The sequence below is a fragment of the Streptomyces malaysiense genome, assembly GCF_000980885.2.
GTDB classification, from domain to species: domain Bacteria; phylum Actinomycetota; class Actinomycetes; order Streptomycetales; family Streptomycetaceae; genus Streptomyces; species Streptomyces malaysiense.
This window is the reverse complement of record NZ_LBDA02000028.1, coordinates 21,258-44,540: the sequence shown is the minus strand read 5'-3', so window position 1 is coordinate 44,540 and position 23,283 is coordinate 21,258. Positions and strand designations below refer to the sequence as shown.

General features: G+C 73.6%; 16 protein-coding genes. 4 read left to right on the top strand and 12 right to left on the bottom strand.

What is annotated here, in order from left to right:
- Positions 1-162 precede the first annotated feature (162 nt).
- Positions 163-1,677, top strand: coding sequence for a hypothetical protein (locus VT52_RS12790; protein WP_240509735.1), 1,515 nt, complete (start codon positions 163-165; stop codon positions 1,675-1,677).
- A gap of 153 nt (positions 1,678-1,830) precedes the next feature.
- On the opposite strand, the gene VT52_RS12785 is transcribed toward VT52_RS12790, so the two are convergent.
- From VT52_RS12785 to VT52_RS12770, 4 genes are all read right to left on the bottom strand, one after another.
- Complete coding sequence (locus VT52_RS12785; protein ID WP_046419959.1) at positions 1,831-3,504, bottom strand: glycosyltransferase family 2 protein; 1,674 nt, start codon at positions 3,502-3,504, stop codon at positions 1,831-1,833.
- Positions 3,501-5,696: a CDP-glycerol glycerophosphotransferase family protein gene (locus VT52_RS12780; protein WP_046419958.1), complete on the bottom strand. Its 2,196-nt coding sequence runs from the start codon at positions 5,694-5,696 to the stop codon at positions 3,501-3,503. Before VT52_RS12780 ends, VT52_RS12785 begins: the two co-directional genes overlap by 4 nt.
- Positions 5,697-5,877: 181 nt before the next feature.
- Positions 5,878-6,699, bottom strand: a complete 822-nt coding sequence (locus tag VT52_RS12775; protein ID WP_046419991.1) for an ABC transporter ATP-binding protein — start codon at positions 6,697-6,699, stop codon at positions 5,878-5,880.
- Between the two features lie 55 nt (positions 6,700-6,754).
- Entirely contained in the window at positions 6,755-7,666 is a 912-nt protein-coding gene (locus VT52_RS12770) for an ABC transporter permease (RefSeq protein ID WP_046419957.1), read from the bottom strand.
- 208 nt (positions 7,667-7,874) lie between these two features.
- Here VT52_RS12770 and VT52_RS12765 point away from each other — a divergent pair, with 208 nt between their 5' ends.
- Positions 7,875-8,513 carry a TetR/AcrR family transcriptional regulator gene (locus VT52_RS12765; protein WP_046419989.1) on the top strand — a complete coding sequence of 213 codons (639 nt, stop codon included), beginning with the start codon at positions 7,875-7,877 and terminating at the stop codon, positions 8,511-8,513.
- A gap of 6 nt (positions 8,514-8,519) precedes the next feature.
- Here the strand turns inward: VT52_RS12765 and VT52_RS12760 are convergent, their stop codons facing one another.
- The 4 genes from VT52_RS12760 to VT52_RS12745 form a co-directional block, all read right to left on the bottom strand.
- Entirely contained in the window at positions 8,520-9,458 is a 939-nt protein-coding gene (locus VT52_RS12760) for an ADP-ribosylglycohydrolase family protein (protein WP_046419956.1), read from the bottom strand.
- Positions 9,459-9,541: 83 nt separating this feature from the next.
- A complete protein-coding gene (galE, locus tag VT52_RS12755; RefSeq protein ID WP_046419987.1) occupies positions 9,542-10,537 on the bottom strand; it encodes a UDP-glucose 4-epimerase GalE in 996 nt (331 codons plus the stop codon).
- Between the two features lie 90 nt (positions 10,538-10,627).
- Positions 10,628-12,268, bottom strand: coding sequence for a glycosyltransferase family 2 protein (locus VT52_RS12750; protein WP_079175013.1), 1,641 nt, complete (start codon positions 12,266-12,268; stop codon positions 10,628-10,630).
- A 44-nt stretch (positions 12,269-12,312) separates the two neighbouring features.
- Positions 12,313-13,584, bottom strand: a complete 1,272-nt coding sequence (locus VT52_RS12745; RefSeq protein WP_046419955.1) for a glycosyltransferase 87 family protein — start codon at positions 13,582-13,584, stop codon at positions 12,313-12,315.
- A gap of 204 nt (positions 13,585-13,788) precedes the next feature.
- On the opposite strand from VT52_RS12745, the gene VT52_RS12740 reads away from it, so the two are divergent.
- Positions 13,789-15,378 (top strand): glycosyltransferase family 39 protein, encoded by a 1,590-nt coding sequence (locus VT52_RS12740; RefSeq protein ID WP_107481321.1) that lies wholly within the window; start codon positions 13,789-13,791, stop codon positions 15,376-15,378.
- Here VT52_RS12740 and VT52_RS12735 read toward each other — a convergent pair.
- The gene (locus VT52_RS12735) at positions 15,323-15,808 is read right to left on the bottom strand and encodes a MarR family winged helix-turn-helix transcriptional regulator (protein WP_046419954.1); all 486 of its coding nucleotides are present in this window, start codon (positions 15,806-15,808) and stop codon (positions 15,323-15,325) included. The two genes, VT52_RS12740 and VT52_RS12735, sit on opposite strands and share 56 nt — an antisense overlap.
- 123 nt (positions 15,809-15,931) lie before the next feature.
- On the opposite strand from VT52_RS12735, the gene VT52_RS12730 reads away from it, so the two are divergent.
- The gene (locus VT52_RS12730; protein WP_046419953.1) at positions 15,932-16,345 is read left to right on the top strand and encodes an organic hydroperoxide resistance protein; all 414 of its coding nucleotides are present in this window, start codon (positions 15,932-15,934) and stop codon (positions 16,343-16,345) included.
- Positions 16,346-16,420: 75 nt separating this feature from the next.
- Here the strand turns inward: VT52_RS12730 and VT52_RS12725 are convergent, their stop codons facing one another.
- The 3 genes from VT52_RS12725 to VT52_RS12715 all read right to left on the bottom strand — a co-directional run bounded on the left by VT52_RS12725 (position 16,421) and on the right by VT52_RS12715 (position 23,236).
- Positions 16,421-18,625 (bottom strand): bifunctional glycosyltransferase/CDP-glycerol:glycerophosphate glycerophosphotransferase, encoded by a 2,205-nt coding sequence (locus VT52_RS12725; protein WP_071387433.1) that lies wholly within the window; start codon positions 18,623-18,625, stop codon positions 16,421-16,423.
- Between the two features lie 2 nt (positions 18,626-18,627).
- Complete coding sequence (locus VT52_RS12720; RefSeq protein WP_071387432.1) at positions 18,628-20,835, bottom strand: bifunctional glycosyltransferase/CDP-glycerol:glycerophosphate glycerophosphotransferase; 2,208 nt, start codon at positions 20,833-20,835, stop codon at positions 18,628-18,630.
- Positions 20,836-20,986: 151 nt separating this feature from the next.
- The gene (locus VT52_RS12715) at positions 20,987-23,236 is read right to left on the bottom strand and encodes a bifunctional glycosyltransferase/CDP-glycerol:glycerophosphate glycerophosphotransferase (protein WP_046426992.1); all 2,250 of its coding nucleotides are present in this window, start codon (positions 23,234-23,236) and stop codon (positions 20,987-20,989) included.
- Positions 23,237-23,283 lie beyond the last annotated feature (47 nt).

The window sequence follows — 23,283 nt, the reverse complement described above, 5'->3', positions numbered from 1 at the left end:
GAACGCCCCGGGCCGACGGAGAGTCGGTCCGGGGCGTTCCTTTTCTTGCCGTCCTTTGTACAAAGGAGATAGGCGGATTTACCGTTTCCTGCTTATCGATCCGTTTCGGATAGGGTCTGCGCTGTAATTACCTGGGCTTCCGCGATTGGGTGTTCCAGCAGAATGCACGCAGCACAGTCCGACCTCGAAGAACAGCTGCGCCGCCCGGAGTCGCCGGGCGGCGGCGCGCGGGTGGCCCGTGCGGTGCCGCGGGTGGCCGCGGCGCTGGTGGTGGCGCTGCTGCTGGCGGTGATCGTCCGGCTGCCGTGGATCGGCGACCTCGGCATGCACGCGGCCACGATCCAGCGGCTCGCCCACAGCCTGCTGCACCCCGGCAATCCGCTGGTCGACGCGGACACCCCGAGTCCCTACTACTCGCCGTGGATGCTGCTGCTGGGCGCGCTCGCCAAGCTGACCGGTCTGTCGGTGTTCGTGGTGCTGCGCATCGGGGCGCTGGTCGGGCTGACCACGCTGGTCACCGGGGTGTGGCGGTACGTCCGCACGCTCAGCGCCCACCCCGCGGCCCCGGCGCTCGCGCTGCTGGGCCTGGTGCTGCTGTGGGGAACGGCCGTCCTCAACTGGAGCGGTTTCATCGGGCTGCACTCGCTCGCCCTCACCATCTCCTATCCGAGCGTGTTCGCGCTCGGTCTGACCTTCCACTTCTGGGCCTGGCTCACCCGGGCGCTGCGCGCGGAAGCGTCCTGGGGGCGGTGGTCGGCCCTCGGGCTGCTGTGGGCGCTGATCCTGCTCTGCCACCAGTTCACGGGCGTCGTCGCCACGCTCGGCGCGCTGGCCATGATCGTCTCCGCGCGGCCCGGACGGCGGGTGTGGCTCCGGCTCGGGGGCGGGCTGGTGCTCGGGGCGGTGCTGCTGTGGGTGTGGCCGTACTACGACTTCTTCTCGCTGTTCTCCGCCGGGGCCGATCTGGAGGCCATCCACAAGTCGCTCTACCAGCATCTGTTCGCTCGGTTCGGGCTGGTGCTGCTGGGGGTGGCGGCGCTGGTGCCGCGGCTGCGGCGGGACCGGTGGGACGTGCTGGCGCTGTTCTTCGCGCTGGGCGTGCTGGTCGTCACGGCGGGCGGGCTGACCGGGCACTACTCCTGGGGCCGTGCGCTGCCCGCCGCGCTGATCCCGGCGCAGCTCGCGGCCGCGCTGGAGGTGGTGTCCGCGGGGCGGCGGACGGTGCGGGCCGGGTGGGCGTGTGCGCTGGGGCTCGCGCTCGCCGTCGGTTTCTGGGGCCAGGCGGGGACGATCGGGTACGCGACGGGGAAGTCCGCGCTGCCCTCCGTGCTCGCGGACAAGTACGAGACGCCGTGGGCCGGTTACCACTGGATCACGCCGTGGGTGCGGTACGGGGACGTGGTGATGGCGCGGACGGTGCCGGCGCGGCAGATTCCGGCGTACGGGGGGTACACCGTGGCGCCGGGGTATCCGGATGTGTTCCTGCGGGACTCGGCGCGCCGGTCGGAGGCGGTGTCCCGGTTCTTCGCGCCGGGGACGTCGGCGGCGGAGCGGCGGGGGATTCTGCGGGAGTACGGCGTGCGGTGGGTCGTGGGGTCGGCGGACTTGGCCGGACCTGGACTGCGGCAGGTGACGACGGGGCCTGCGGACCAGGTCCTGTACCGGGTGGTGCCCTGAGCGGGGCCCCGGCGGCACGCCTGCCCGCGGTCCGAGGGGGCCGGCCGGAGCGCCCCTGTAAGGGGCGCGGGGAACCGCGCGGGACGAGCCACCGCGGGCCCGCGGATGTCCACGGGCCCGCGGTGCTACGGCGCTGAATACCGGAACGCGGCGCTACTTCAGCAGGCTCGCCACCAGTTTCGCCGCCTTGCGGATCCTCGGCCGCGCGACCTTGTGCAGGACCGGGCGGATCACCGCCGTCACCCCCACCGGCTCCCAGCGCAGCTGCAGCCGGCCGGGATTGCGGCCCTCCGGTTCCACCGTGACCGCGTGCGGTGTCGCGCCGGAGCGGTAGTCGACGCGGGTCGTGGCCGGGGGGAAGTCCAGGGGGGCCAGGAGGACCCCGGAATTCCACAGACCCTGCTGGTTCAGGCGGACCAGCGGATGGCGGATGCCCTGGAAGCCCTGGAGGGGCAGGCGCGCGGCGGAGAGGTCCAGCCGCACCGTGCCCTCGAAGACGCCGGGGCTGACCGGGTCGAGCCGGAAGGGCACCGTCATCCGGCGCCCGCCGGGGGAGACGATCAGACCGGCGCGCTGGGGCCCGACAGGGAGCCGCAGCCCGGGATCGTACGTGCGGACGGCCAGCGTGAGGGTCGCCCCGCTGCCCCGGCTCAGCTCCGTGATCTCGTGCCGGAACCGCGCCGTCGGGAACGGCCGCGTCTCCAGTTCCAGGTCGGCGACGGACAGTTCGCGCCGGCCCCGCTCGGTGCCGGGGACGCTGCCGCCCCAGTACGGCACGCCCGCCGCGTCCGTCGTGACCTGGCGCGGTGCCACCTCCTGGCCCAGCCCGCGCGCCGCGAGCCGGGCGTCGGCGAGGCGGCCGGAGCGCAGTAGTTCGAGGACCACCCGCTCGGGCCGGGGCAGCCGGGCGAACGCGCCCTGCGCCAGGGTGTCCAGGTACGGGTTCATGATGTCCGCGAACGCGGCCAGCCACTCCTCGTCCCGGTACGGCAGATCGCCCGCGTACATCCGGAAGTCGTGCTTGAGGAACTTGAAGTCCTTGTCCTCGCGCAGCCCCGCGTGTCCGCTCTCCACCAGGAAGTCGTCGATGAGCCGCTGCACATGGACCCGGTCGCGCACATTGGTGACCTTGTGCCGCTGGTTGGAGATGGACGCCGACGCGGCCGCCGCGTACGGGTCGATGTACCAGACGTACACCGGCTCCGGGATGATCGTGAACGCCTTCGCCAGGCAGTACGCCTGGGCCGAGAACAGCTGGTCCTCGTAGTGGATGCCCTCGGGGAAGCGCAGCTCGTGCCGGTCCAGGAAGGAACGCGCGTACATCTTGCTGGTCGACAGGTGCTCGAACAGCAGCCGCGGGTCCGCCTCGATGCCCTCGACGGTGCGCCGCTCGGCGACCAGGTGCGGCATCCACGTCGTGCGCCGCCCGCTGTCCGCCCGCACCCGGCGCACCGCGCCCATGGTGAAGTCGACCTCGCGCTCCCGGTGCGCGGCCAGCAGCGACTCCACGGCCCGCGGCGGGAGTTCGTCGTCGCTGTCCAGGAACATCAGGTACGGCGCGCGGGCGATCTCGATGGCCCGGTTGCGCGGGGCGCTGCACCCGCCGCTGTTCTCCGGCAGCCGCAGGTAGCGCACCCGCGGGTCCGCCGCCTCCAGACGGCGCGCCACCGCGGGCGTGTCGTCGGTGGAGTGGTCGTCGCTGATGACGATCTCGATGTTGGCGTGCGTCTGCGCGCGCAGCGAGGCGACCGCCCGGGGCAGGCGGGCCGCGTCGTTGTACACGATGACGGTGACCGTGACGTCGGGGGTCGTGGCCGGGGCCGTCATGCCGTGGCCTCCTCGGGGGTCGGGGCGGGGGTGCGGTCCTCGATCGGCAGCACCGGTGGCAGTGCGTCCTCCGGCTCGCCCAGGAACACCCGCCGTACGACCCGTTCGGCGGCACGGCCGTCGTCGTACTCGCAGAACCGGCGCCGGAAGGCGGTGCGGGCCTTGGCCGCGGTCTCGTCGCGCCAGGCGCCGGAGCGGAAGATCTCCGTCAGCTCCTCCTGGGTGCGGGCGACCTGTCCCGGATGGTCGGTCATCAGGTCGAAGTAGACGCCGCGAGTGGTGCGGTAGGTCTCCCAGTCGTCGGCATAGACGACGATCGGGCGGTCCAGGTTGGCGTAGTCGAACATGATCGACGAGTAGTCCGTGACCAGCGCGTCGGCGGCCAGGCACAGCTCCTCCACGGGGTCGTAGGAGGAGACGTCGATGAGCCGTCCGGAGCGGCGCAGGCCGGTCAGCGGGGAGGTGGCGCCGCCGTAGAAGTAGTGGGCGCGCACCAGCAGGACCGTGTCCTCGCCGAGCCGGTCGGCGAGTTCGGCGAGGTCGAGGCGGGGGGTGAAGCCGGCCTCGTAGTCGCGGTGGGTGGGGGCGTAGAGGACCGCGGTCTTGCCGGGGGCGATGCCGAGCCGGGCGCGGGCCGCGCGGACCGCGTCGGCGCCGCTGGTGTAGAAGACGTCGTTGCGCGGATAGCCGTGGTCCAGCGAGGTGTAGCGGGCCGGGTAGGCGCGCTCCCACATCCGGGTGGAGTGGCTGTTGGCGCTGACGCTGTAGTCCCAGCGGTCGATGCGGGCCAGCAGGGCGTCGAAGTCCAGTCCCTTGGCGGCGGCCGGGTGCTCGATCTGGTCCAGGCCCATGCGCTTGAGCGGGGTGCCGTGATGGGTCTGGAGGTGGATAGCCCCGGGCCGCTTGACCACCGCGTTGGGGAAGTTGACGTTGTTGACGAGGTACTTGGCGGTCGCCAGCACCTCCCAGTAGCGGCGGGTGCCGGGAACCACATGGTCGGTGCCGGGCGGCAGCAGGGCCGTGTTGTCCTTGGACACCACCCACACCGGGTGGATGTGCGGGGCGAGTTCGGCCGCCTTCGCGGCGATCGCGGCCGGGTTGCAGGCCACCCCGCGCTCCCAGTAGGCCGCGAACACCGCGAGGTCCGGATCCACGGGGCGGCTCAGGGCACGCCGGTACTGCTGCTCACGCAGCTTCGCGCCGACCTGGCGCTTGCGGGCGCGTACGGCCTTGCGGGCGGCGCGGCGGGCGCGGTTGGCGGCCTGGAACGCGCGGTACTTCGTGTACGCGCCCTCCTCCAGCAGCGAGTGCCGTACGCCCTCCACGCCCGCCGGGTGCTCGTGGCGCTCGGGGCGCCAGCGCACCGCCGCGAGGGAGGCGCGGCGGAAGAACTCGCGGGCCACCTCGTCGGGCAGGTTCTCGCCGGCGAAGGTGCGCACCAGGTCGCGCATCATCAGGTCGTAGAGCACCACGCGGGGGGCCGGGCGGTCGCGGGCGAGCGGCATCAGCGACTCGTAGCGCTCGACCAGCTCGAAACGGTCCTCGGGGGTGAGCGGCGGCAGGCTCTCCGGGCGCAGCTCCCGGTTCTCGTAGGCCACCTGGTTGAGGCAGGCGACGCGGCCCGCGCACAGCAGGGCGGCGTGGGCGGCGCGCGGCTCGTCGTCGGTGGTCAGCAGCTCCTCGTGGGCCGTCCAGAACTCCCTGCGCAGGGTGCGGTTGCCGAGCAGCGGGGTCAGGCGGAGCAGGTCGACCGCCTCGTCCAGGGGGAGGGCGGAGCGGCCGACGGCGGCGAGAAAGCGGCCGTCGCGGGAGGGCCGGGCGGCGCTCTGCCAGGTGGTGGTGAGGTGGTCGAGGAGGAGGACGTCCACGGAGTCGTCCAGCTCGGCGGCGCGCTCGGCGATCAGGCGGGGCGCGCCGGCCGGCAGTCCGTCCTTGGCGTGCACGAAGTGCAGCCAGCGGCCCGTGGCACGGGCGGCGCCCGCGGCTCGGGCGGCCGCGTCGCCGGTGCCGTCGGGCAGCGGGACCACGACGGTGCCGTGGGCGTGGGACCCGGCCGTCTCCCGGGCCCAGTCACCGACCGCGGCGACCACGATCTCGGCGTCGGACAGGGGGTGCGCTTCGAGGGAGTCGAGCAGTTCCGTCAGATGCCCCTGCGCGTTGGGTCCGTAGACGATGACGCTGAGTTGGGGCATCGCGGTGGACTCCTTCGGCTCGTCTGTGGAGGATCACCCTTCATAACATACTGTCACTAAGCGGATGAAAGGGATGGCCACGTTCGGGGTAAGAAGAAGGGGACCCGGCTGTTAGACAGACGTCCCGGGTCCCTGGTTGCCCTCTCGGCCACCTTCACGAGGTGAGGAGGTTGTGAGCGCGTTACGCGGCCTTCTTCGGGGCCGGTTTCTTCGCCGTCTTGTTCGACTTGTCACCGGTGAAGGCCTCGTACTCCTTGAGGACCTCCTCGGTGGGGCCGTCCAGGCGCAGCTCGCCGCGCTCCAGCCACAGCGTCCGCTCGCAGGTGTCGCGGATCGAGTTGTTGTTGTGGCTGACCAGGAAGACGGTGCCCGCCGTCTCGCGCAGCTCGCGGATCCGCTCCTCCGAGCGCACCTGGAACCTGCGGTCGCCGGTGGCCAGGGCCTCGTCGATGAGCAGCACGTCGTGGTCCTTGGCGGCGGCGATGGAGAAGCGCAGCCGGGCGGCCATGCCGGAGGAGTAGGTGCGCATCGGCAGGGTGATGAAGTCGCCCTTCTCGTTGATCCCGGAGAAGTCGACGATGCCCTGGTAGCGCTCCTTGATCTGCTCGCGGGACATGCCCATGGCGAGGCCGCCGAGGTGGACGTTGCGCTCGCCGGTGAGGTCGTTCATCAGCGCGGCGTTGACGCCCAGGAGCGAGGGCTGGCCGTGGGTGTAGATGTGGCCGTTCTCCACCGGCAGCAGCCCGGCGACGGCCTTGAGCAGGGTGGACTTGCCGGAGCCGTTGGTGCCGATGAGTCCGATCGCCTCGCCCTTGTAGGCGACGAACGACACGTTCTTGACCGCGTGCACCCGGCGCACGCCGGCGGCCTTCTCGGCCTGCTTGCGACGCATGATGCGGTTGAGGGCGGCGGTGGCGGAGCCGCGGCCCGAGCCGGTGCCGTTGATCCGGTAGACGATGTCGACGCCGTCGGCGACGACGGTGGGGATCCGCTCGCTCTGCATGATCTGCCCGGTCTGCTGGGTCCGATGGGTGGTCTGCTGGATCTGCTCGCTCTGCTCAGCCACGGCCGTACGTCTCCTCAGACTTCCAGAAGTAGATGAAGCCGCCGAGGCCGGCGAGCAGGGCCCAGCCGACGGCGATCGGCCACACGTGCGGGGGAAGCTGCTTGGCGTGGAAGCTGTCGATCAGCGCGAAGCGCATGAGGTCGATGTAGACCGCGGCCGGGTTGGTCTGGAGCAGGACCATGACGACGTGCGGCAGGTGGTCCTTCTTGGTGAGCTTGTCGATGCTCCACATCACGCCGGACACGTACATCCAGGTGCGCAGGATGAACGGCATCAGCTGGGCGATGTCCGGGGTCTTGGCACCCCAGCGCGCCATGATCATCGCCACGCCGGCGTTGAAGGTGAACTGGAGGACCAGCGCGGGGATCACCAGCAGCCAGGAGGCGCTGACCGGCACGCCGAAGCAGAGCAGGATCACGACCAGGGCGGCCATCGAGAACAGCAGCTGCTGGAGCTGCTGGATGCAGAAGGAGATCGGCAGGGCGGCGCGCGGGAAGTGCAGGGCGCGCACCAGGCCGAGGTTGCCGGAGATGGCCCGGGTGCCGACCTGGATCGAGCTCTGCGTGAACGTCCACACGAACACGCCGGTGACCAGGAAGGGGATGTAGTCCGGGACGCCCTTCTTGGTGCCGAGCAGGACACCGAAGATGAAGTAGTAGACCGCCGCGTTCAGCAGCGGGGTCATGACCTGCCAGACCTGGCCCAGCTTCGCCTCGCTGTACTGCGCCGTGAGCTTGGCGGTGGCGAACGCGGTGATGAAGTGGCGCCGGGCCCACAGCTGGCGGACGTACTCCGGGAGGGAGGGGCGGGCGCCGCTCACCGACAGGCCGTGCCTGGCGGCCAGCGCCTTGAGGTCGTCGGCCGGGGCCTGGATCGGGGGCGGTGTGTCGAGGACCTGGCTCACATCCGCTGCTTTCGCTCGGGGGGAGGGGGGTGCCACGGCTCCGACTGTGTCCGGAACCAGGGCGGGCCGGTCCCGTCGTCCGGCGTTTCCTTACGTTTCTCTTCACGTTCTCTTACGACGGGACGGGACCGTATCGTCGCAGCGTGAGCGTAGAACCAATCGACGTCGCAACGCAACCGTTCCGTCGTAACGCCCTATGCTGGCTTCCATGACCACGAACGCCGCCGGGACCGCCGCCGAACCGCCGCAGCGCGCGCGCCGCCGCACTCCTGCCGGGGCCGCGGTGCTGCGCCCGGACGTGACCGAGGCCATCCGGGCGGCCGTCTTCGAGGAACTGGCCGCGGTCGGCTACGCGCGCATGAGCATCGAGGGGATCGCGCGGCGGGCGGGGGTCGGCAAGACGGCGGTGTACCGGCGCTGGCGCTCCAAGCTGCACCTGGTGCTGGACGTCGTCTCCGCCATGGCGGTGCTGGGGCTGCCGGCGCCGGACACCGGCTCCCTGGAGGGCGACCTGCGGCTCCTGTACGAGGTGACCTCGCGCGCGCTGCGCCACCCCGTGGCCTCCCAGATCATCCCCGACCTGCAGGCGGAGGCGGCCCGCAACCCCGATATCGCCGAGGCGTTCCAGAAGGCTCTGCGTGACGGTCAGGAGGGCGTGGCCAGCAAGGTCATCGCGGCGGCGACGGCCCGCGGCGAACTCTCCCCCGGCCTCGACCCCGACCTCGCCCTCGACCTCATCTCCGGCCCGCTGTACTGGCGCTCGGTGGTCATCCGCTCCCCGAAGCCGCCGAAGGGGTACCTGGACAAGCTGGCCAGGGCCACGGCGGGGGCGCTGAAGGCGCTCTGAGGGGGCTCAGCGCGAGACGAGGCGGCGGGCGAGGGCGGTCAGCTCCGGCGCCCGCAGCACCCGCCCGGCGAAGCCGGGGAGCGGTACGTGCAGGACGTGCGTCCACCGCTCCGGCACGGCCCCGATGCCGTGCACGGCACCCGCGAGCGCCCCGGTGACCGCCGCCACGGTGTCCGTGTCGCCGCCCAGGTCGACGGCCGCGCGGACGGCCTGCTCGTACGACGCCGTGGTCCGCAGCGCCCACACGGCGGACCCCAGGCAGGGCCACACCGCGCCGTTGAACTCGGTCGCCTCGTCCGGATGCCAGTCCGGTGCGAGGACCGCCGCGAACCGCTCACGCTGATCGGCCCGCACCGCGGCGAGCGCGCGCGGCACGGCGTCCAGCGGGTCCCCGCCGGCGAGTGCGACCCGGATGAGGTCGTGCAACACGGCGGTGCCCTCGCCGGCGGCGGGGTCGCCGTGGGTCAGGGCGGAGAGGCGGCGGGCCGCGTCGAGCGTGGCGGTGCGGCCGTGCCGCGCGAAGTACACGGCGGAGGGCGCGGCCCGCATCAGCGCACCGTTCCCGGCGGCGCGTCGGCTGTCCCGGAAGTGCCGGGCCGCGGCGGTGTCCCAGGGGTGCCCGCCGGTCAGCACCGCCTCCGTCTGCAACCCGATGTCCTTCGGCTCGGCCGCGGCCCAGCGCTGAAAGCGCCGGAAGACGTCGGCCGGGTCCAGCCCGCCGCGTTCCAGGAGGGACTCGCCGACGAGCACGGCCATCTGCGTGTCGTCGGTGGCCTCCCCGGGGTCCCATCCGCCACCGCCGCACATCTCGCCGCCGGCGGCCGGGAACCGGTCCGAGAAGGCGTCCTCGGGCCCGAACTCGAAGGGTGCGCCGAGGGCGTCGCCGACGGCGGAACCGACGACGGCGCCGACGGCTCGGTCGAGGGTGGCGGGGTCCGGGGTCACCGGCTCAGGGTACTGAGGCGGGCCGGGAGGCCGGGACGCGACCGCGCCCGGCGAACGGCCCGTGCCCCGCGGCGAGGCCCCGTTCAGTCCCGCAGCATCTTGTCGCGGACCGGGATCCACTCCAGGGCCGAGCGGATGCCCTCCTCCAGGGACAGGGCCGGGGTCCAGCCCAGCAGGCGGGCGGCGCGGTCGCTCGTGGTGTAGCCGCCGGCCACGTCGCCCGGCCGGGGGTCCGTGTCGATCGTGGTCAGGGGCGCGCTCACGACGTTGTTGAAGGCCGCGCAGAGCTCGCGGACCGTCGTGCCGGAGCCCGTGCCCAGGTTGATCGCGATCGACGGCGCCGACGCGGTGAGCACGGAGTCGAAGCGCTCGATCGCCGCGATGTGGGCCGCCGCGAGGTCCCAGACGTGCACGTAGTCACGGATGCCCGTGCCGTCGCGGGTCGGGTAGTCCACGCCGGTGACCGGGAACGGCGTCCCCGCCTGGTGGGCCTGGATCAGCATCCCCAGCGCGTGGCTGGGCCGCTTGAGCTGGAGACCGGTGCGCAGCAGGGGGTCCGCGCCGACCGGGTTGAAGTACCGCAGCGACAGCACCCGCAGCTTCCCGGCCGCGGCGATGTCGGCGAACATCCCCTCGCACACCGCCTTGGTCCGCGCGTACGGGCTCTGCGGGGCCAGCGGCGAGTCCTCGGTGACGGGCGAGCCGTCCTCGGCCCGGTAGATGGACGCCGAACTGCTGAACACGAGGCGGTCGCACCCGTTGCGCCGCAGATGCTCGACGAAGGCCAGGCTCTTGGTGACGTTCGCCTGGTAGTAGCCGATCGGGTCCGCCACCGACTCCGGCACCACGATCAGCGCCGCGCAGTGCACCACCGCGGAGATCTCCGGGTGCTCGGCGAAGATCCGGTCGACCAGGGCGCCGTCCGCGATGTCGCCCTCGTAGAAGATCCGGCCGTCGGTGAACTCGGCGCGGCCGCGGACCAGGCTGTCGAGGATCACCGGGGTGATGCCCGCGTCCAGACAGGCCGACGCGACGGTGCTCCCGATGTAACCCGCCCCGCCGGCGATGAGGACAGACACGTTGATTCCCTTCCCGGTCTCGTTCCAGACCCAGTAGTTCCAGACGGTCCAGCGGTTCCGCACACGGTACGAGTGCGGCGGCCCGCCGTCTCAGCGCCGCAGGCGCCGCAGTCGCCCGCGCAGTATCCGGAAGAGCCCGCGCAGCCCCGTCGCCACGCGCAGCGCCAGCGCGCCGGAGTGCGTCGCGTACGGCTGTACGAGCAGTACGCCGTGGCGGAGGCCGGGTACGGCCCGCCGGCGCAACCGTCCGGCGCCCGCGCGGGCGGCCGCCGTGACCTCGCGCCGCGCGCCGTTCGCGAAGCGCACGGTCAGCCGCAGATCCCAGACGCCCGCGCCGAGCGCGCCGATGTCGACGGGCGGCTCGGCCGACCAGAGGTCCGGGCCGGCGGGGGCGAGAGCGGCCGTCGCGCGCCCCCGGACCCGCGCGTCGTCCCGGGACTCCCAGCGCACCTCCAGTTCGCGCGGCCCCGCCTCGGCCACCCTGCCGTACAGCTCGTGCAGCCGCAGTGTGAGCGTGCCCGTGCCCGCCCGTGGCCGCAGCTCCGCGTCCAGCGCCAGGGGGAGCGTCTCGACGGGGCTGGCCAGGAAGGGGGCGAGGGACACCTGGGGGAGGTCCGCGGACCAGACCGGGGTGCCGTCCGGGGTACGGGCGTACGGCGGGAGCAGCCGGCCCGGCCGCGCGGCCAGGTCCCGCAGCCGGGGCAGATCGCGCGGCTCGGGCGACTCCAGGAGCAGCCGGCCCAGCAGCCGGCCGGGCGTGGCCGGGTCCTGTTCCCAGTCGGCGGCGTCGTAGCGCCCGAGATACTCACGGGTGTGCGTCCACCACGCACGCCGGTACTCCGGGTCGCGCAGGCCCAGTTCCCGCGCGTACATCCGCACGTCGTGGTCGAGGAACTTCGCCCGTGCCGCCCGCGCCAGCTCCTTCTGACCGGCGGTCAGCAGAATGTCGTACGCCAGCGCGCACGCCCGCGTACGCGCCTCCCAGTTGTCGATGTGCCCCCGGTCCAGCGAGAGCGACAGCCGCTCGGCGGCGCGGCGCACGTGCCAGACGTACACCCGGTCCGGTACCAGTGCGACGCGCGGGCCCGCGGCCAGGACCCGGGCGGTGAAGACGAAGTCCTCGTAGAGGAAGCGGCCTTCGGGGAAGCGGATGCCGTGTTCGCGCAGGAAGTCGGTGCGGTACAGCTTGTTGACGCACAGCGTGTCGTGGACCAGGCGCGGGCGCTGGCCGGGGCGCGCGAGCACGGAGTGCGCCGCGTAGAGGGACTCCTGCCAGGGCTGTTCACGCCCCGAGGGCAGCTCCCGGCGCACGCACAGCCCGCTCGCCACCGAGGCTCCCGCCCCCTCGGCGGCCGCCAGCAGCGCGTCCACCGCGCCCGGCGGCAGCAGGTCGTCGCTGTCCAGGAACATCACGTACGGCGCCGTCACCGCGTCGATCCCGGTGTTGCGCGGAGTGCCGCAGCCACCGCTGTTGACGTCCCGCCGGATCACCCGCAACCTGCCGTCGTCCGCGGCCAGCCGGTCGAGCGAATCGGCGCTGCCGTCCGTGGAACGGTCGTCCACCGCGACGACCTCCGCGACCGAGGGCCCCTGCGCGAGCGCCGAACGCACCGCGTCGGCCACATGGGCACGGTCGTTGTACCCGATCACGACGACGCCGACGGCGCCGGTGCGCGGTGTGCTCTGTGGGGTCTGTGTGTTCTCTGACTGGGCGGGCGAGTCGGGAAGCATGGAGTCCACAGGGCGGGAGCGTAGAAATCTTCGGTAATACCCCGTTAAGAGAGGCTTAGGGCTCGGTTTGGTAGACGGTCGGAATCAGGACAGGGTTGTGCTCTTTGCCCACCCTTTGCCGTCGGCGCCTCCGTGGCCCGCCACAGCCGGACGAAGGACAGCGCCGCCGCGGCCGTCAGCGTCCCGTTGCGGCCCAGCATCAGCAGGCAGCCGGCCCAACTGCCCCCGATCACCTGCCCGTAGCACAGCGGGTACACCACCGTGCTCAGCGCGGACGCCGCCAGCACCAGCGCCGCCACCGGGCGTTGGCCGGTGTGCCGCGAGACCAGGCACACCGCGGCGAGTCCGAGCAGCCAGACCATGTACTGCGGACTGATCACCCGGCTGGTCACCGTGAACAGCAGCACCGCGCACAGTGCCGCGTCGGCCGCCGTCGCCTCGGTCCAGCGGCGCGCCCGCACCCGCCACAGCACCAGCAGCCCGAACGCGGCCGCCGTCAGCGCGAGGGACACGGCGGCGACGACGGGTACGTACGGGCCGACCAGCTCGATGGCGCCGTACCGGTAGCGGGGCCGGCCGGACCAGCCCGCGTGCCGGGCGAGGTTGAGGGCCGTACCGCCCAGCGACTCGATCTGCACCCCGCGCCCGCCCTGCTCCGCCAGGAAGGACAGCGGATGCCGGAACGAGAGGGACAGCAGCCCCAGGGCGACGGCCCCGCCGCCCGCCGCCCACGTCCACGCGCTCCGTGTCGCCGCGCCCCGGGGCGTGCCCAGCAGCACCAGCGCGGGCCAGCCCTTCACCAGCGCGCCGAGCGCCCCGAGCGCACCGCCCGCGCGCGGGGAGCGCGCCAGCGTCAGCAGGGACAGCACGGCGAGGGCGGTGACCTGGACGTCGTACCGCGCGAGCGGCAGATGCAGCAGCAGCGGAGGCCCGCCCGTCCACAGCGCCGCGCCGAGCAGGCTGCGCCCCGGCCGTCGCCCGGCGCGCACGAGCGCCACCTCGATCAGCGCGTCCGCGGCCAGCGTGAGCGTCACGAACGCCCGGACGTACGACAACCCGGGCACCAGGCCCGGCGCCAGCAGCACCGCGCCCGCGCCCGGCGGGTACTGCCACAGGGTGTCGTGCACCGGGTACGACCCCTGTTCGAGCACGCCGTACCAGTGGAAGTACAACCGGCCCACCTCGCGCGCCACCGAACCGCCGCTGAGCAGCGGCGAACTGTCGTGCGCGAGCAGCCACAGCATCAGCGCGCGGGTGGCGAGCCAGCCGGCGGCGAGCTTGAGGACGGGGCCGGGGGTGACACGGGGACCGTTCATCGCGTTGGAGCCTAAGCCGGGTGGATGGAGTATCGGCGGCGATACGCCGCAATCACCCACAAACATCGTCTCATCGCAAAAGATCGGGCCGTGGTGAACGTCGGGCTCCCTGTGGAAGCTGTGGAAGCTGTGCCAGCGCCGTCGCGGAAGCCGCCCGGGGGGCGAGGGCGGCGCGGGGTCGTGGCGGGGGTGCCCGCGGCGGTGATGCTGACGTTCGGGCTGTGGGGGCTGGACCGGGGCGGCATGTGGCGGGACGAGGCGGTCACGTTCCAGGTCGCCGGGCGGACGGTGCCGCAGATCTGGCGGCTCGTGCACGGGGTCGACGCGGTGCACGGGCTCTACTACGTCCTCATGCACGCCGTGCTCGCCGTGCACGCCGACGAGGTGGTGCTGCGCCTGCCGTCGGTGGCCGGAGCGGTGGTGACCGCGGCTCTGGTGGCGGAGGTGGGGGCGCGGCTGGCGCGGCCGCGGGTGGGCCTGTGGGCGGGACTGCTCTACGCCGTGAACCCGATGGCCGGCCACTACGCGCAGGAGGGCCGGTCCTACGCGCTCGTCGCGGCCGGCGTGATGGGGGCGACGCTGCTGCTGCTGCGCGGGGTGGAGCGCGGGGCGTGGTGGGGGTACGGCCTCGTCCTCGGCGTCACCTGCTGGCTGCACGAGTTCGCCGTGCTGCTGCTGCCGGCCCACGCCGTGGCGCTGGCGCTGGCCCGGGTGCGGGGACGGGTGTGGCGGGGATGGGGATGCGCGGCCTCGGCGGTCCTGCTCTGCCTGTTGCCCATGGTGGTGGTGTCGCGGGCGCAGGCGGCGCAGGTGGCGTGGCTGCGCCGGCCGACGGAGGAGACGGCGGCGGGGCTCGCGCGGCAGTTCTTCGGGGCGTCGCAGGAGGTGTACTGGGTCTGCCTGGGACTCGCGGTGGTGGGGCTGCTGGCGGGGATGGCCGGGCGGAAGGGCGAGATCACGCTCGCGGGGGTGGCGGCGCCGCTGGTCGTGGTGCCGCCGGGGGTGCTCATGCTGGCGTCGCAGTCCTCGCCGCCGCTGTACGTCGACCGGTACGTGCTGTACGCGCTGGCGGGGGCTCCGTTGCTGGTCGCGGCGGGGGGCGATCGGGTGGCGGCGATCGCGGGGCGCCTGTGGCCCGGTGGCCGCTGGGCGGACGTCCTCCCGTCAGGCCGGCGGCGTTCGCGCGGGGGCGCATCCGCCGACACGCGCGGCCCCCGCCCGCCGGCCGGTCCGGGGCCGTCGGCGCGCCGTCCTCCGAGGGCGTACCGCGCCGCCCTCCTCGGCCTCCTCCTCATCGCCCTCGTCCCCCTCCTGCAGTTCCCCCTCCTCCGGCAGGACCGCGACCCGGCCCGGCGCCCCGACGACCTGGCGGCGATCGCGCGGGCGGCGGCGCGGGGGATGCGGAAGGGGGACGCCGTGCTGTACCTGCCCGGCTACACGCGCAACACCGAACTGGCGTACCCGCAAGCGTTCCGCGGCACCCGGGATCTCGCGCTCGCGCGGGCCGGGGACGTGTCCGGGACCCTGTACGGGATGGAGGCCCCCGCTGTGGACGTGCGGCGGCGGATGGCCGGGGTCCGGCGGGTGTGGGTCGTCGCGGACCGGTCCGTACTGGCCGGCCGGTGGACACCGCGCGACCCCGGCGAGCGGGCCGGACTCGATCTCCTCCGGCGGGAGTTCGCCGTGCGCGGTGAGGCCGTGCGCGGGCGGACCGCCGTACGGCTCTACGCGCGGCCCCTCAGTCCCGCGGGTCTTCGGCCTCCGTCGCTGCCGCCGCGTCCAGTGCGTTGGTGAGCCGGTCGAGGCGGGCGCGCAGATCGGCGATCTCGGCGCGGTCGAAGCCCGTGGAGCGGATGATGCGGCGCGGTACCTCCAGGGCCCGCCCGCGCAGAGCCGCGCCCTCCTCGGTGAGCAGGACCCGCACCGAGCGCTCGTCCTGGACGCTGCGCTCCCGGCGCACCAGGCCCGCCGCCTCCAGTCGTTTGACCAGCGGGGACAGTGTTCCGGAGTCGAGCCGCAGCTGTTCGCCGAGCTTCTTGACCGGCAGGTCGCCCCGCTCCCACAGCACCAGCATGACCAGGTACTGCGGATAGGTGAGGCCGAGGTCCTTGAGGACCACGCGGTAGACGCCGTTGAAGGCACGGGACGCGGCGTGCAGCGAGAAGCAGATCTGGTTGTCCAGGCGGAGCCAGTCCGTCTCGGTCTCGGCGGGAGAAGCGGTCATGGGTCCAGGGTAGCCCTTCACCCGGCATTTGATTGTGCACAACTCAATTGTGTGCTCTACTTGTGGCGACAGGAACGCAACGAAGCAACACGACGCAGGACACATCGAGAGGGATGGTTCGTCATGGACGCGCTGTACACCGCCGTCGCCACCGCCACCCACGGCCGTGAGGGCCGTGCCGTCTCCTCCGACGGCAAGGTCGACGTCAAGCTGGCCCCGCCGGTGGAGCTGGGCGGCAACGGCGAGGGCACCAACCCCGAGCAGCTCTTCGCCGCCGGTTACGCCGCCTGCTTCGGCGGCGCCCTCGGCGTCGTCGGCCGCCGGGAGAAGGTGGACGTCACCGACGCCGCCGTCACCGCCGAGGTCGGCATCGGCAAGGTGGGCGAGGGCTTCGGCCTGAAGGTCACCCTGCGCGTCGAGCTGCCCGGATCCGTGGACCAGGAGACCGGCCGCAAGCTCGTCGAGGCCGCCCACCAGGTCTGCCCCTACTCCAACGCGACCCGCGGCAACATCGAGGTCGACCTCGTCGTCGAGTAGGTCCCGCGACCGCCGGACCCGCCGTGGCCCCGCGCCACCGGCCGGTCCGGCTCCGCCGCCGCGGTCGTACGGCCCTCACGCCGAGGTCAGCGCGCCCCGCCCGGTCGTCGCCTGCCCCGGCAGCCGCACCGCGCCCGGCATCGGCTCGTCCAGCAGCAGCGTGCGTACGACGCGTTCGGCGGCCCGGCCGTCCTCGAACTCGCAGTAGCGGGAGCGGAACCGGGAGCGCAGCCGCGCCGACTCCTCGTCCCGCCAGCGCCCCGAGGTGAACAGCCCGGCCAACTCCCGCTGGGAGCGGGTGACATGGCCCGGCGGCTCGGCCGTCAGATCGAAGTAGGCGCCCCGTGTCCGCCGGTAGACCTCCCAGTCGTCGGCGTGGATCACGATCGGCCGGTCCAGGTTGGCGTAGTCGAACATCACGGACGAGTAGTCGGTGATCAGCACGTCCGCCGCGAGCAGCACGTCCGGCAGATCGGGCTCGTCCGTCGCGTCGAGCACCGCGCCGCGCCGGGCCAGCTCCGTGAGGCCCAGGCCGCGGGCCGGACCTGCCGCCAGCGCGGGATGCAGCCGGACCACGAGCGTGTGGCCCTCGCCGAGGTCGGCCGCGAGCCGGGCCACGTCGATCCGGTCCACATGACCGCCCCTGCGGTAGTCCCGGAGGGTCGGCGCGTACAGCACCACCGTGTGGTCGTCCGGGATGCCGTGCCGCCGGCGGAAGTCACTGGGACCGCCGTCGACCAGCACGTCGTTGCGCGGGCTGCCGGTGCGCGCCGAGGCGAAATGGCAGGGGTAGGCCCGCTCGTACACCAGCTCCGAATAGCGGCTCGCGACCAGGCTGTGGTCCCAGCGGTCGGCGCGGCGCAGCAGCTGCGGCACGTCCACGCCGAGCCGGGCGCCCGGCTTGTCCAGCAGATCGGCGCCCAGGTACTTCAGCGGGGTGCCCTGATGGGTGTGGATGTGCACACCGCCGGGCCGCTTGGCCGGGACGCCGGTCCAGGGCACGTCGTTCACCAGGAACCCGGCCCGCGCCGTGACCTCCGCGCAGCGCCGGGTGCCCGCGATCACGTGCTCCACGTCCGGCGGCAGCCCCGCCGCCGTCTCCGCGTCCCGCACCACCCACACCCCGCGCAGCCGCGGGGCGATCCGCAGGGCCGCGCGGTGGACGGCGGCCGGGTCGCCGAGGAAGCCCCGGTGCGCGGACGACGAGTACACCACCAGCTCGGGGTCGAGCGGACGGCGGGCCTGCAGCAGGGCCCAGCCGGTGCGGGCCCGGCCGGCCGCCACGCGCCGTGCCGCGGCCGCCCGCCGCGCCGCCCCCCGTCCGGCCCGGCCCGCCTGCAACCGCAGCCGGTAGCCCGCCCAGCCACCCTCCAGCAGGGCCGCCTCGCCTTCCACTCGGGCACCCTCGGGCTTCAGCCGGCGGAACAGGCCGGCCGTGCGGCGGAAGAACTCGGCTTTGTCGGCGGGCGGCAGCCGGTCCGGCTTGGCCAGGATGTCCAGGCAGTGCTCGCCCATCTTGCGGTGCAGGTACGGCCGCCAGGAATCCAGTTCGGGGTGCTCGTCCAGGAACGCGAACACCCGCAGGTACTGGTCGTGGACGTCGAAGTGCTTGCGGCTGGTGGTGGACAGGATGTTGCCCTGCCTGCGCTGGCGGTAGTTCAGGCAGATCCGGTCCAGCGCGGCGATCCGCCCGGCGCTGAGCATGACCGGGAAGGTCCAGGGGGTGTCCTCGTAGTAGCCGGGCGGGAAGGTGAAGCCCTCCGCCGCGACGAACTCCCGCCGGTAGACCTTGTTCCACACCACCATCAGCAGATCCAGGATCCGCGGGTACCCGGCCGCCGTGAAGGTGTCCGGACCGGCCTCGGCGAGCACCTCCGCGAGGGCGTTGCGCCGGGTGCCGCCCCACCAGTACGTGCGCGCGTAGTCGAACACGAGCACGTCCGGGTCGCCGCTCTCCGCCAGCCGGTCGGCGATCGCCGCGAGCGCGCCCGGGGTGAGGGTGTCGTCGCTGTCCAGGAAGAAGAGGTAGTCGCCGGTGGCGTGCGGCAGCCCGGCGTTGCGGGCGCGCCCGAGGCCCACGTTCTCCGGCAGGTGCAGCACCTTCACCCGGGGGTCGCGCGCGGCGTACTCGTCGAGGATCGCGCCGCAGTCGTCCGGCGAGCGGTCGTCCACGGCGATCACCTCCAGGTCCCGGCACGACTGCGCCAGCACCGAGTCCAGGCATTCGCGGAGGTACGCCTGCACCTGGTAACAGGGCACGATCACACTGAAGCGGGGCATGGTCAGCTCCTCACGGGGGTCGCGGGGGCGGGGGCGGGGGCGGGGACGCGTTCGCCGAGCGGCAGCACCGGCGGGAGCGCCTGCGGCGGCTCGCCCAGCAGCACCCGCCGTACGACGCGTTCGGCGGCCCGTCCGTCGTCGAACTCGCAGAAACGCTCGCGGAACCGGGCCCGCAGCGCCGCCGGCTCCGGGCCGGCGTACCCGCCCTCGCGGAAGACGGCGGCCAGTTCCCCGGGGGTGCGGGCGACCGGTCCGGGCGGCTCGGCCATCAGGTCGAAGTAGACGCCCCGTGTCTGCCGGTAGACCTCCCAGTCGTCGGCGTAGATCACGATCGGCCGGTCCAGGTTGGCGTAGTCGAACATGATGGACGAGTAGTCGGTGATCAGCGCGTCCGCGGCCAGGCACACGTCCTCGGCGGAGCGGTGTCCGGTGACGTCGATGATCCGGTCCGAGTGCCGGGCGCGGCCCTGGTCGTAGAAGTAGTGGGCGCGCAGCAGCACCACCACGTCCTCACCCACCGCCGCGCAGAACTCCTCCAGGTCCAGGCCGGGTTCGAACCCGCTGTGGTGGTCGCGGTGGGTGGGGGCGTAGAGCACGGCGAACCGGTTCTCGGGGATGCCCAGCTCCCGCCGGATCCGGGCCACGTCGGCCGCGGTCGCCGTGTAGTAGACGTCGTTGCGCGGATAGCCGTACTCCAGCGCCTCCCAGGAGCCGGGGAAGGCACGCTCCCACACGCGGGTGGAGTGCCGGTTGGAGGAGAGGTTGAAGTCCCAGCGGTCGACCCGGCCCAGCAGCCGGGTGAAGCTGCCGGAGCGCGCGGCCACCACGGGGTACGTCGACTGGTCCACGCCCATCGTCTTCAGCGGGGTGCCGTGCTGGGTCTGCAGGTGCACGCTGCCGGGCCGTTTGACCACGCCCTCGGCGAAGTTGGCGTTGTTGACCAGGTAGCGGGCTCGGGCCAGCAGCTCCCAGGCGCGGTGGGAGCCGAGCACCGCGTACTCCACGTCCGCGGGCAGGGTGTGTTCCTGCCCGGCCTCCACCAGGAACACCGAGCGCAGATGCGGGGCGAGTTCGCGGGCCTTGGCGTGGATCGCGGCCGGGTTGCAGGCGTAGCCCCGGCCCCAGTAGGCGCAGTACACCACGAGGTCGGGGTCGAGCGGGCGGCGCAGGGCGGCGCGGTAGCGCAGCCGGGTGCGGACCGCGTGCGGGCGCGGCACGGTCTCGACGGCCCGGCCCGCGAGCCGGTTCGCGTCGCGCAGGGCGCGGAAGGCGTCGTACGCGCCGACCGCGAGCAGCCGGTGCTGCACCCCGAGGCTGCCGCGCGGCATCCGGTGCCCGGCCGGCCGGAATCGCCGGTACAGGCGGGCCGCGCGGCGGAAGAACGCCCGGTGCCCGCCGGCCAGCCGCTCCGGCCGGGACACGGTCTTCAGCACCAGCGCGAACAGCTGGTCGAAGAGCGGCCCGGTGCGCTCGGCGGGCAGGGCGTGCCCGGCGGCCCGCGCGAGGACCAGCTCCACCTGGTCGAGCAGGTCGTGCCGGCGTTCGCCGGGCAGGTTCAGCCGGCTGCCCTGCCGGCGCAGCCGGTGCCGGACGACGACCCGGCGCAGCACGGCGACGCGCCGGGCGGCGACCGTGGTCAGCCCGCCCCAGCCGAGATCCGTGAAATGGCCGTCGGGAAAGGTGAGTTCGTGCTCGGTCAGGAAGGTGCGGCGGTACACCGCGCTCCACGCGGGCAGGACGGCGCCGGTCAGCCCCGGCAGTGCGGCGGGGGCGAAGGCGCCCTTCGGTGCACCGGCGAACAGCGGCGCGACCGGGTTCACCGGATCGCCCTCCCACCAGGGCGCGCGCTCGTGCTCCACGTACAGCACGTCCACCCCGGCGGTCCCGGCCAGCCGGGCGTCCACGGCGGCCAGCGCGCCCGGCAGCAGCAGGTCGTCGCCGTCCAGGAAGAGCACGTACGCGCCGGTCGCCGCCCGCATCCCGGCGTTGCGCGCCCCGCCGAGCCCGGCGGACGGCGGTGAGTGGACCGGCATCACCCGGGGGTCCCGCCCGGCGTACCCGGCGGCCACCTCGGCGGCCGGGGCGTCGGGCGCGTCGCAGACGGGGATCAGTTCCAGGTCGCCGAAGGACTGGCCGAGGACCGAGTCCAGCGCCTGGGACAGCCGGCCGGCGACCCCATGGGTGGGGACGATAATGCTGAAGCGGGGCATACTGCTCTTTCTGTCGTTCTTCCTGCCGTCCTGCGGACGTGTCTCTACTGCGCCGCGCGCACCCGCCCCGGCCGGCCCGCCGGGCGCCGGCTGGACGGCCGGGGCGGGGTGGGCCGCGTCGAGCCGAGGCGCATGGGAACTCCCGGTGGGATCAACGGTGTTCGGCGGGCCAGGTGACGGGGCGGGGGCCGGCCGGATGCGGCACCGAGACCAGCGGGGAGCGCGCCGGGTGCACGGCGTTCGCCATGGCGGAGCGCACCGGGCGGCGCTCGCCGAGCGGCACCACCGGGGACGGCTCGGTGCGGCCCAGCACGATGTGCCGTACCACCCGCTCGGCGGCCCGCCCGTCGTCCCACGGGCAGAACCGCTCCCGGAAGGCGGCCCGCAGCAGCGCGGCGCGCGCGCCGTTCCAGGTGCCGTCGGTGAACACGTCGACCAGTTCATCCTCGTCGCGCCCCACCGCGCCGGGCGGGGCGCCGGGCAGGTCGACGTAGACGCCGCGGACCGCCGCGTACGCCGCCCAGTCCCCGGTGTGCAGCACGATCGGCCGGTCCAGGCCGGCGTAGTCGAACATGAGCGGCGACTGGTCGGTGAGCAGCGCGTCCGCGGCCAGGCACAGGCCCTCGGGGCAGGGGTGCGCGGAGACGTCGATGACCCGGGCGCCCTCCACCGGCACGTCCCCGTGGCCGCGGGCGAGCAGCACGAAGCGCGGGCCGAGGCCGCGCGCGAGCTTCGGCAGGTCCAGCGGGAGGTGCTGGGTGCGGCGGTGGTCGCGGCGGGCCGGCGCGTAGAGGACGGCGACCTTGCCCGCGGGGATGCCCAGGGTGGCGCGCAGCCGGGCCACCTCGTCCGGGGTGGCCCGCTGGAAGACGTCGGTGCGCGGGCTGCCGTACTCGAGCGCGGTCCAGCGGCCCGGGTGGACCCGCTCCCAGGTCAGGGTGGAGTGCCGGTTGCCGGAGACCACGTGGTCCCATTGGTCGACGTCCCGCAGCAGCGCCACGGGATCGGAGCCCGGCACGGCCCCCGGGCGCTCCTGGAGGTCGAGTCCGGTGTGCCCGAGCGGAGTCCCGCCGAGGGCGCACACCAGGATCTGCCCGTCCCGCTTGCGCAGTCCGCGCGTGAGGTGGGCGTCGCCGAACAGGTACGTGGAGCGGGCCAGTGCCGTCCAGTGGGCGGCCGTGCCGGGGGCGACGAGCCGCGGGCCGGCCGGGAGCGGGCGCGGGTGCGCCGGGTCGGCGATCCAGGTGGTGCGCACATGCGGGGCGTACCGGCGCATCGCCTCCTCCAGCGCGGCCGGGTCGCCGCCGTACCCGCCCTCGGCGGCGAACACCGCGCGCTCGGGCCGCAGCGGCAGCCGCAGCTGGATCCGGTAGTGCAGCCCCAGCGCGGCGCGGCGCCCGGCGCGCGCCGGGCCCAGCACGAGCTCTCGCAGGCGCCGGCGGGCGGCGGCGGCGTACCGCAGGGCCCGGAAGGTGCGGTGCAGCCCGAACCGGATCAGCAGGTGCCGCCGCCGCAGCCGCGCCTTCGGCACCCGGTAGCGACGGTGGTGGTCGCGGGCCCGGCGCAGGAACTCCCCGTGGCTGCCGCGCGGCAGCCGTCCGGGGCGGGTGAACACGACGCCGTAGTGGTCGACCATCCGCCGGTACAACTCCGGCTTCCAGAAGGCGAGTTCCGGGTGGTCGGCGACATAGGCGAAGACCCGCTCGTACTGGTCGAACAGGTCGAAGTGCTTGCGGCTGGTGGTGGACAGGATGCTGCCCTGGCGGCGCTGCCGGTAGTGCACGCACACCCGGTCCAGGGTCGCGATCGAACCGGCCGCCATCAGCACCGGGAAGGTCCAGGGGGTGTCCTCGTAGTAGCCCGGCGGGAAGGCGAAGCCCTCCGCCGCGACGAACTCCCGCCGGTACGCCTTGTTCCAGGCCACCATCAGCACCCGCAGCAGCCCCGGCCGGTCCGTGAGCCGGAAGGGCGCCCGGCCCCACTCGCTCAGCTCGGCCGCGAGATGGTTGCGCACCCGCCGCCCGTCCCAGTACGTGCGCTCGTAGTCGTACACCAGCACATCGGGCCCGCCGGTCGCCTCGATCCGCTCGGCGACGGCCGCGAGCGAGCCGGGGGTGAGGGTGTCGTCGCTGTCCAGGAAGATCAGGTACTCGCCGGCGGCCCGCGCGATCCCGGCGTTGCGGGCCCGTCCGAGCCCCCGGTTCTCGGCCAGGTGTAAGGGTTTCACCCGGGGGTCACGGGCCGCGTACGCGTCGATGATCTCCCCGCACGCGTCCGGCGAACCGTCGTCCACGGCGATCACTTCGAGATCCGAGAACGACTGCGACAACACGGAGTCCAGGCACTCGGAGAGATACGCCTGGACCTGGTACGCGGGGACGATGACACTGAACCTGGGCACGGGACATCCATGGGTCTGACGGCGCGAGCGTTCTGCCCGGGAACGGC

What these genes read in the sequence shown, in the direction of transcription:
- VT52_RS12790 (WP_240509735.1), top strand. Translation starts at nt 163, where the DNA reads ATGCACGCAGCACAGTCCGACCTCGAAGAACAGCTGCGCCGCCCGGAG.
- VT52_RS12785 (WP_046419959.1), bottom strand. Translation starts at nt 3,504, where the DNA reads ATGACGGCCCCGGCCACGACCCCCGACGTCACGGTCACCGTCATCGTG.
- VT52_RS12780 (WP_046419958.1), bottom strand. Translation starts at nt 5,696, where the DNA reads ATGCCCCAACTCAGCGTCATCGTCTACGGACCCAACGCGCAGGGGCAT.
- VT52_RS12775 (WP_046419991.1), bottom strand. Translation starts at nt 6,699, where the DNA reads ATGCAGAGCGAGCGGATCCCCACCGTCGTCGCCGACGGCGTCGACATC.
- VT52_RS12765 (WP_046419989.1), top strand. Translation starts at nt 7,875, where the DNA reads ATGACCACGAACGCCGCCGGGACCGCCGCCGAACCGCCGCAGCGCGCG.
- VT52_RS12750 (WP_079175013.1), bottom strand. Translation starts at nt 12,268, where the DNA reads ATGCTTCCCGACTCGCCCGCCCAGTCAGAGAACACACAGACCCCACAG.
- VT52_RS12745 (WP_046419955.1), bottom strand. Translation starts at nt 13,584, where the DNA reads ATGAACGGTCCCCGTGTCACCCCCGGCCCCGTCCTCAAGCTCGCCGCC.
- VT52_RS12740 (WP_107481321.1), top strand. Translation starts at nt 13,789, where the DNA reads ATGCTGACGTTCGGGCTGTGGGGGCTGGACCGGGGCGGCATGTGGCGG.
- VT52_RS12735 (WP_046419954.1), bottom strand. Translation starts at nt 15,808, where the DNA reads ATGACCGCTTCTCCCGCCGAGACCGAGACGGACTGGCTCCGCCTGGAC.
- VT52_RS12730 (WP_046419953.1), top strand. Translation starts at nt 15,932, where the DNA reads ATGGACGCGCTGTACACCGCCGTCGCCACCGCCACCCACGGCCGTGAG.
- VT52_RS12725 (WP_071387433.1), bottom strand. Translation starts at nt 18,625, where the DNA reads ATGCCCCGCTTCAGTGTGATCGTGCCCTGTTACCAGGTGCAGGCGTAC.
- VT52_RS12720 (WP_071387432.1), bottom strand. Translation starts at nt 20,835, where the DNA reads ATGCCCCGCTTCAGCATTATCGTCCCCACCCATGGGGTCGCCGGCCGG.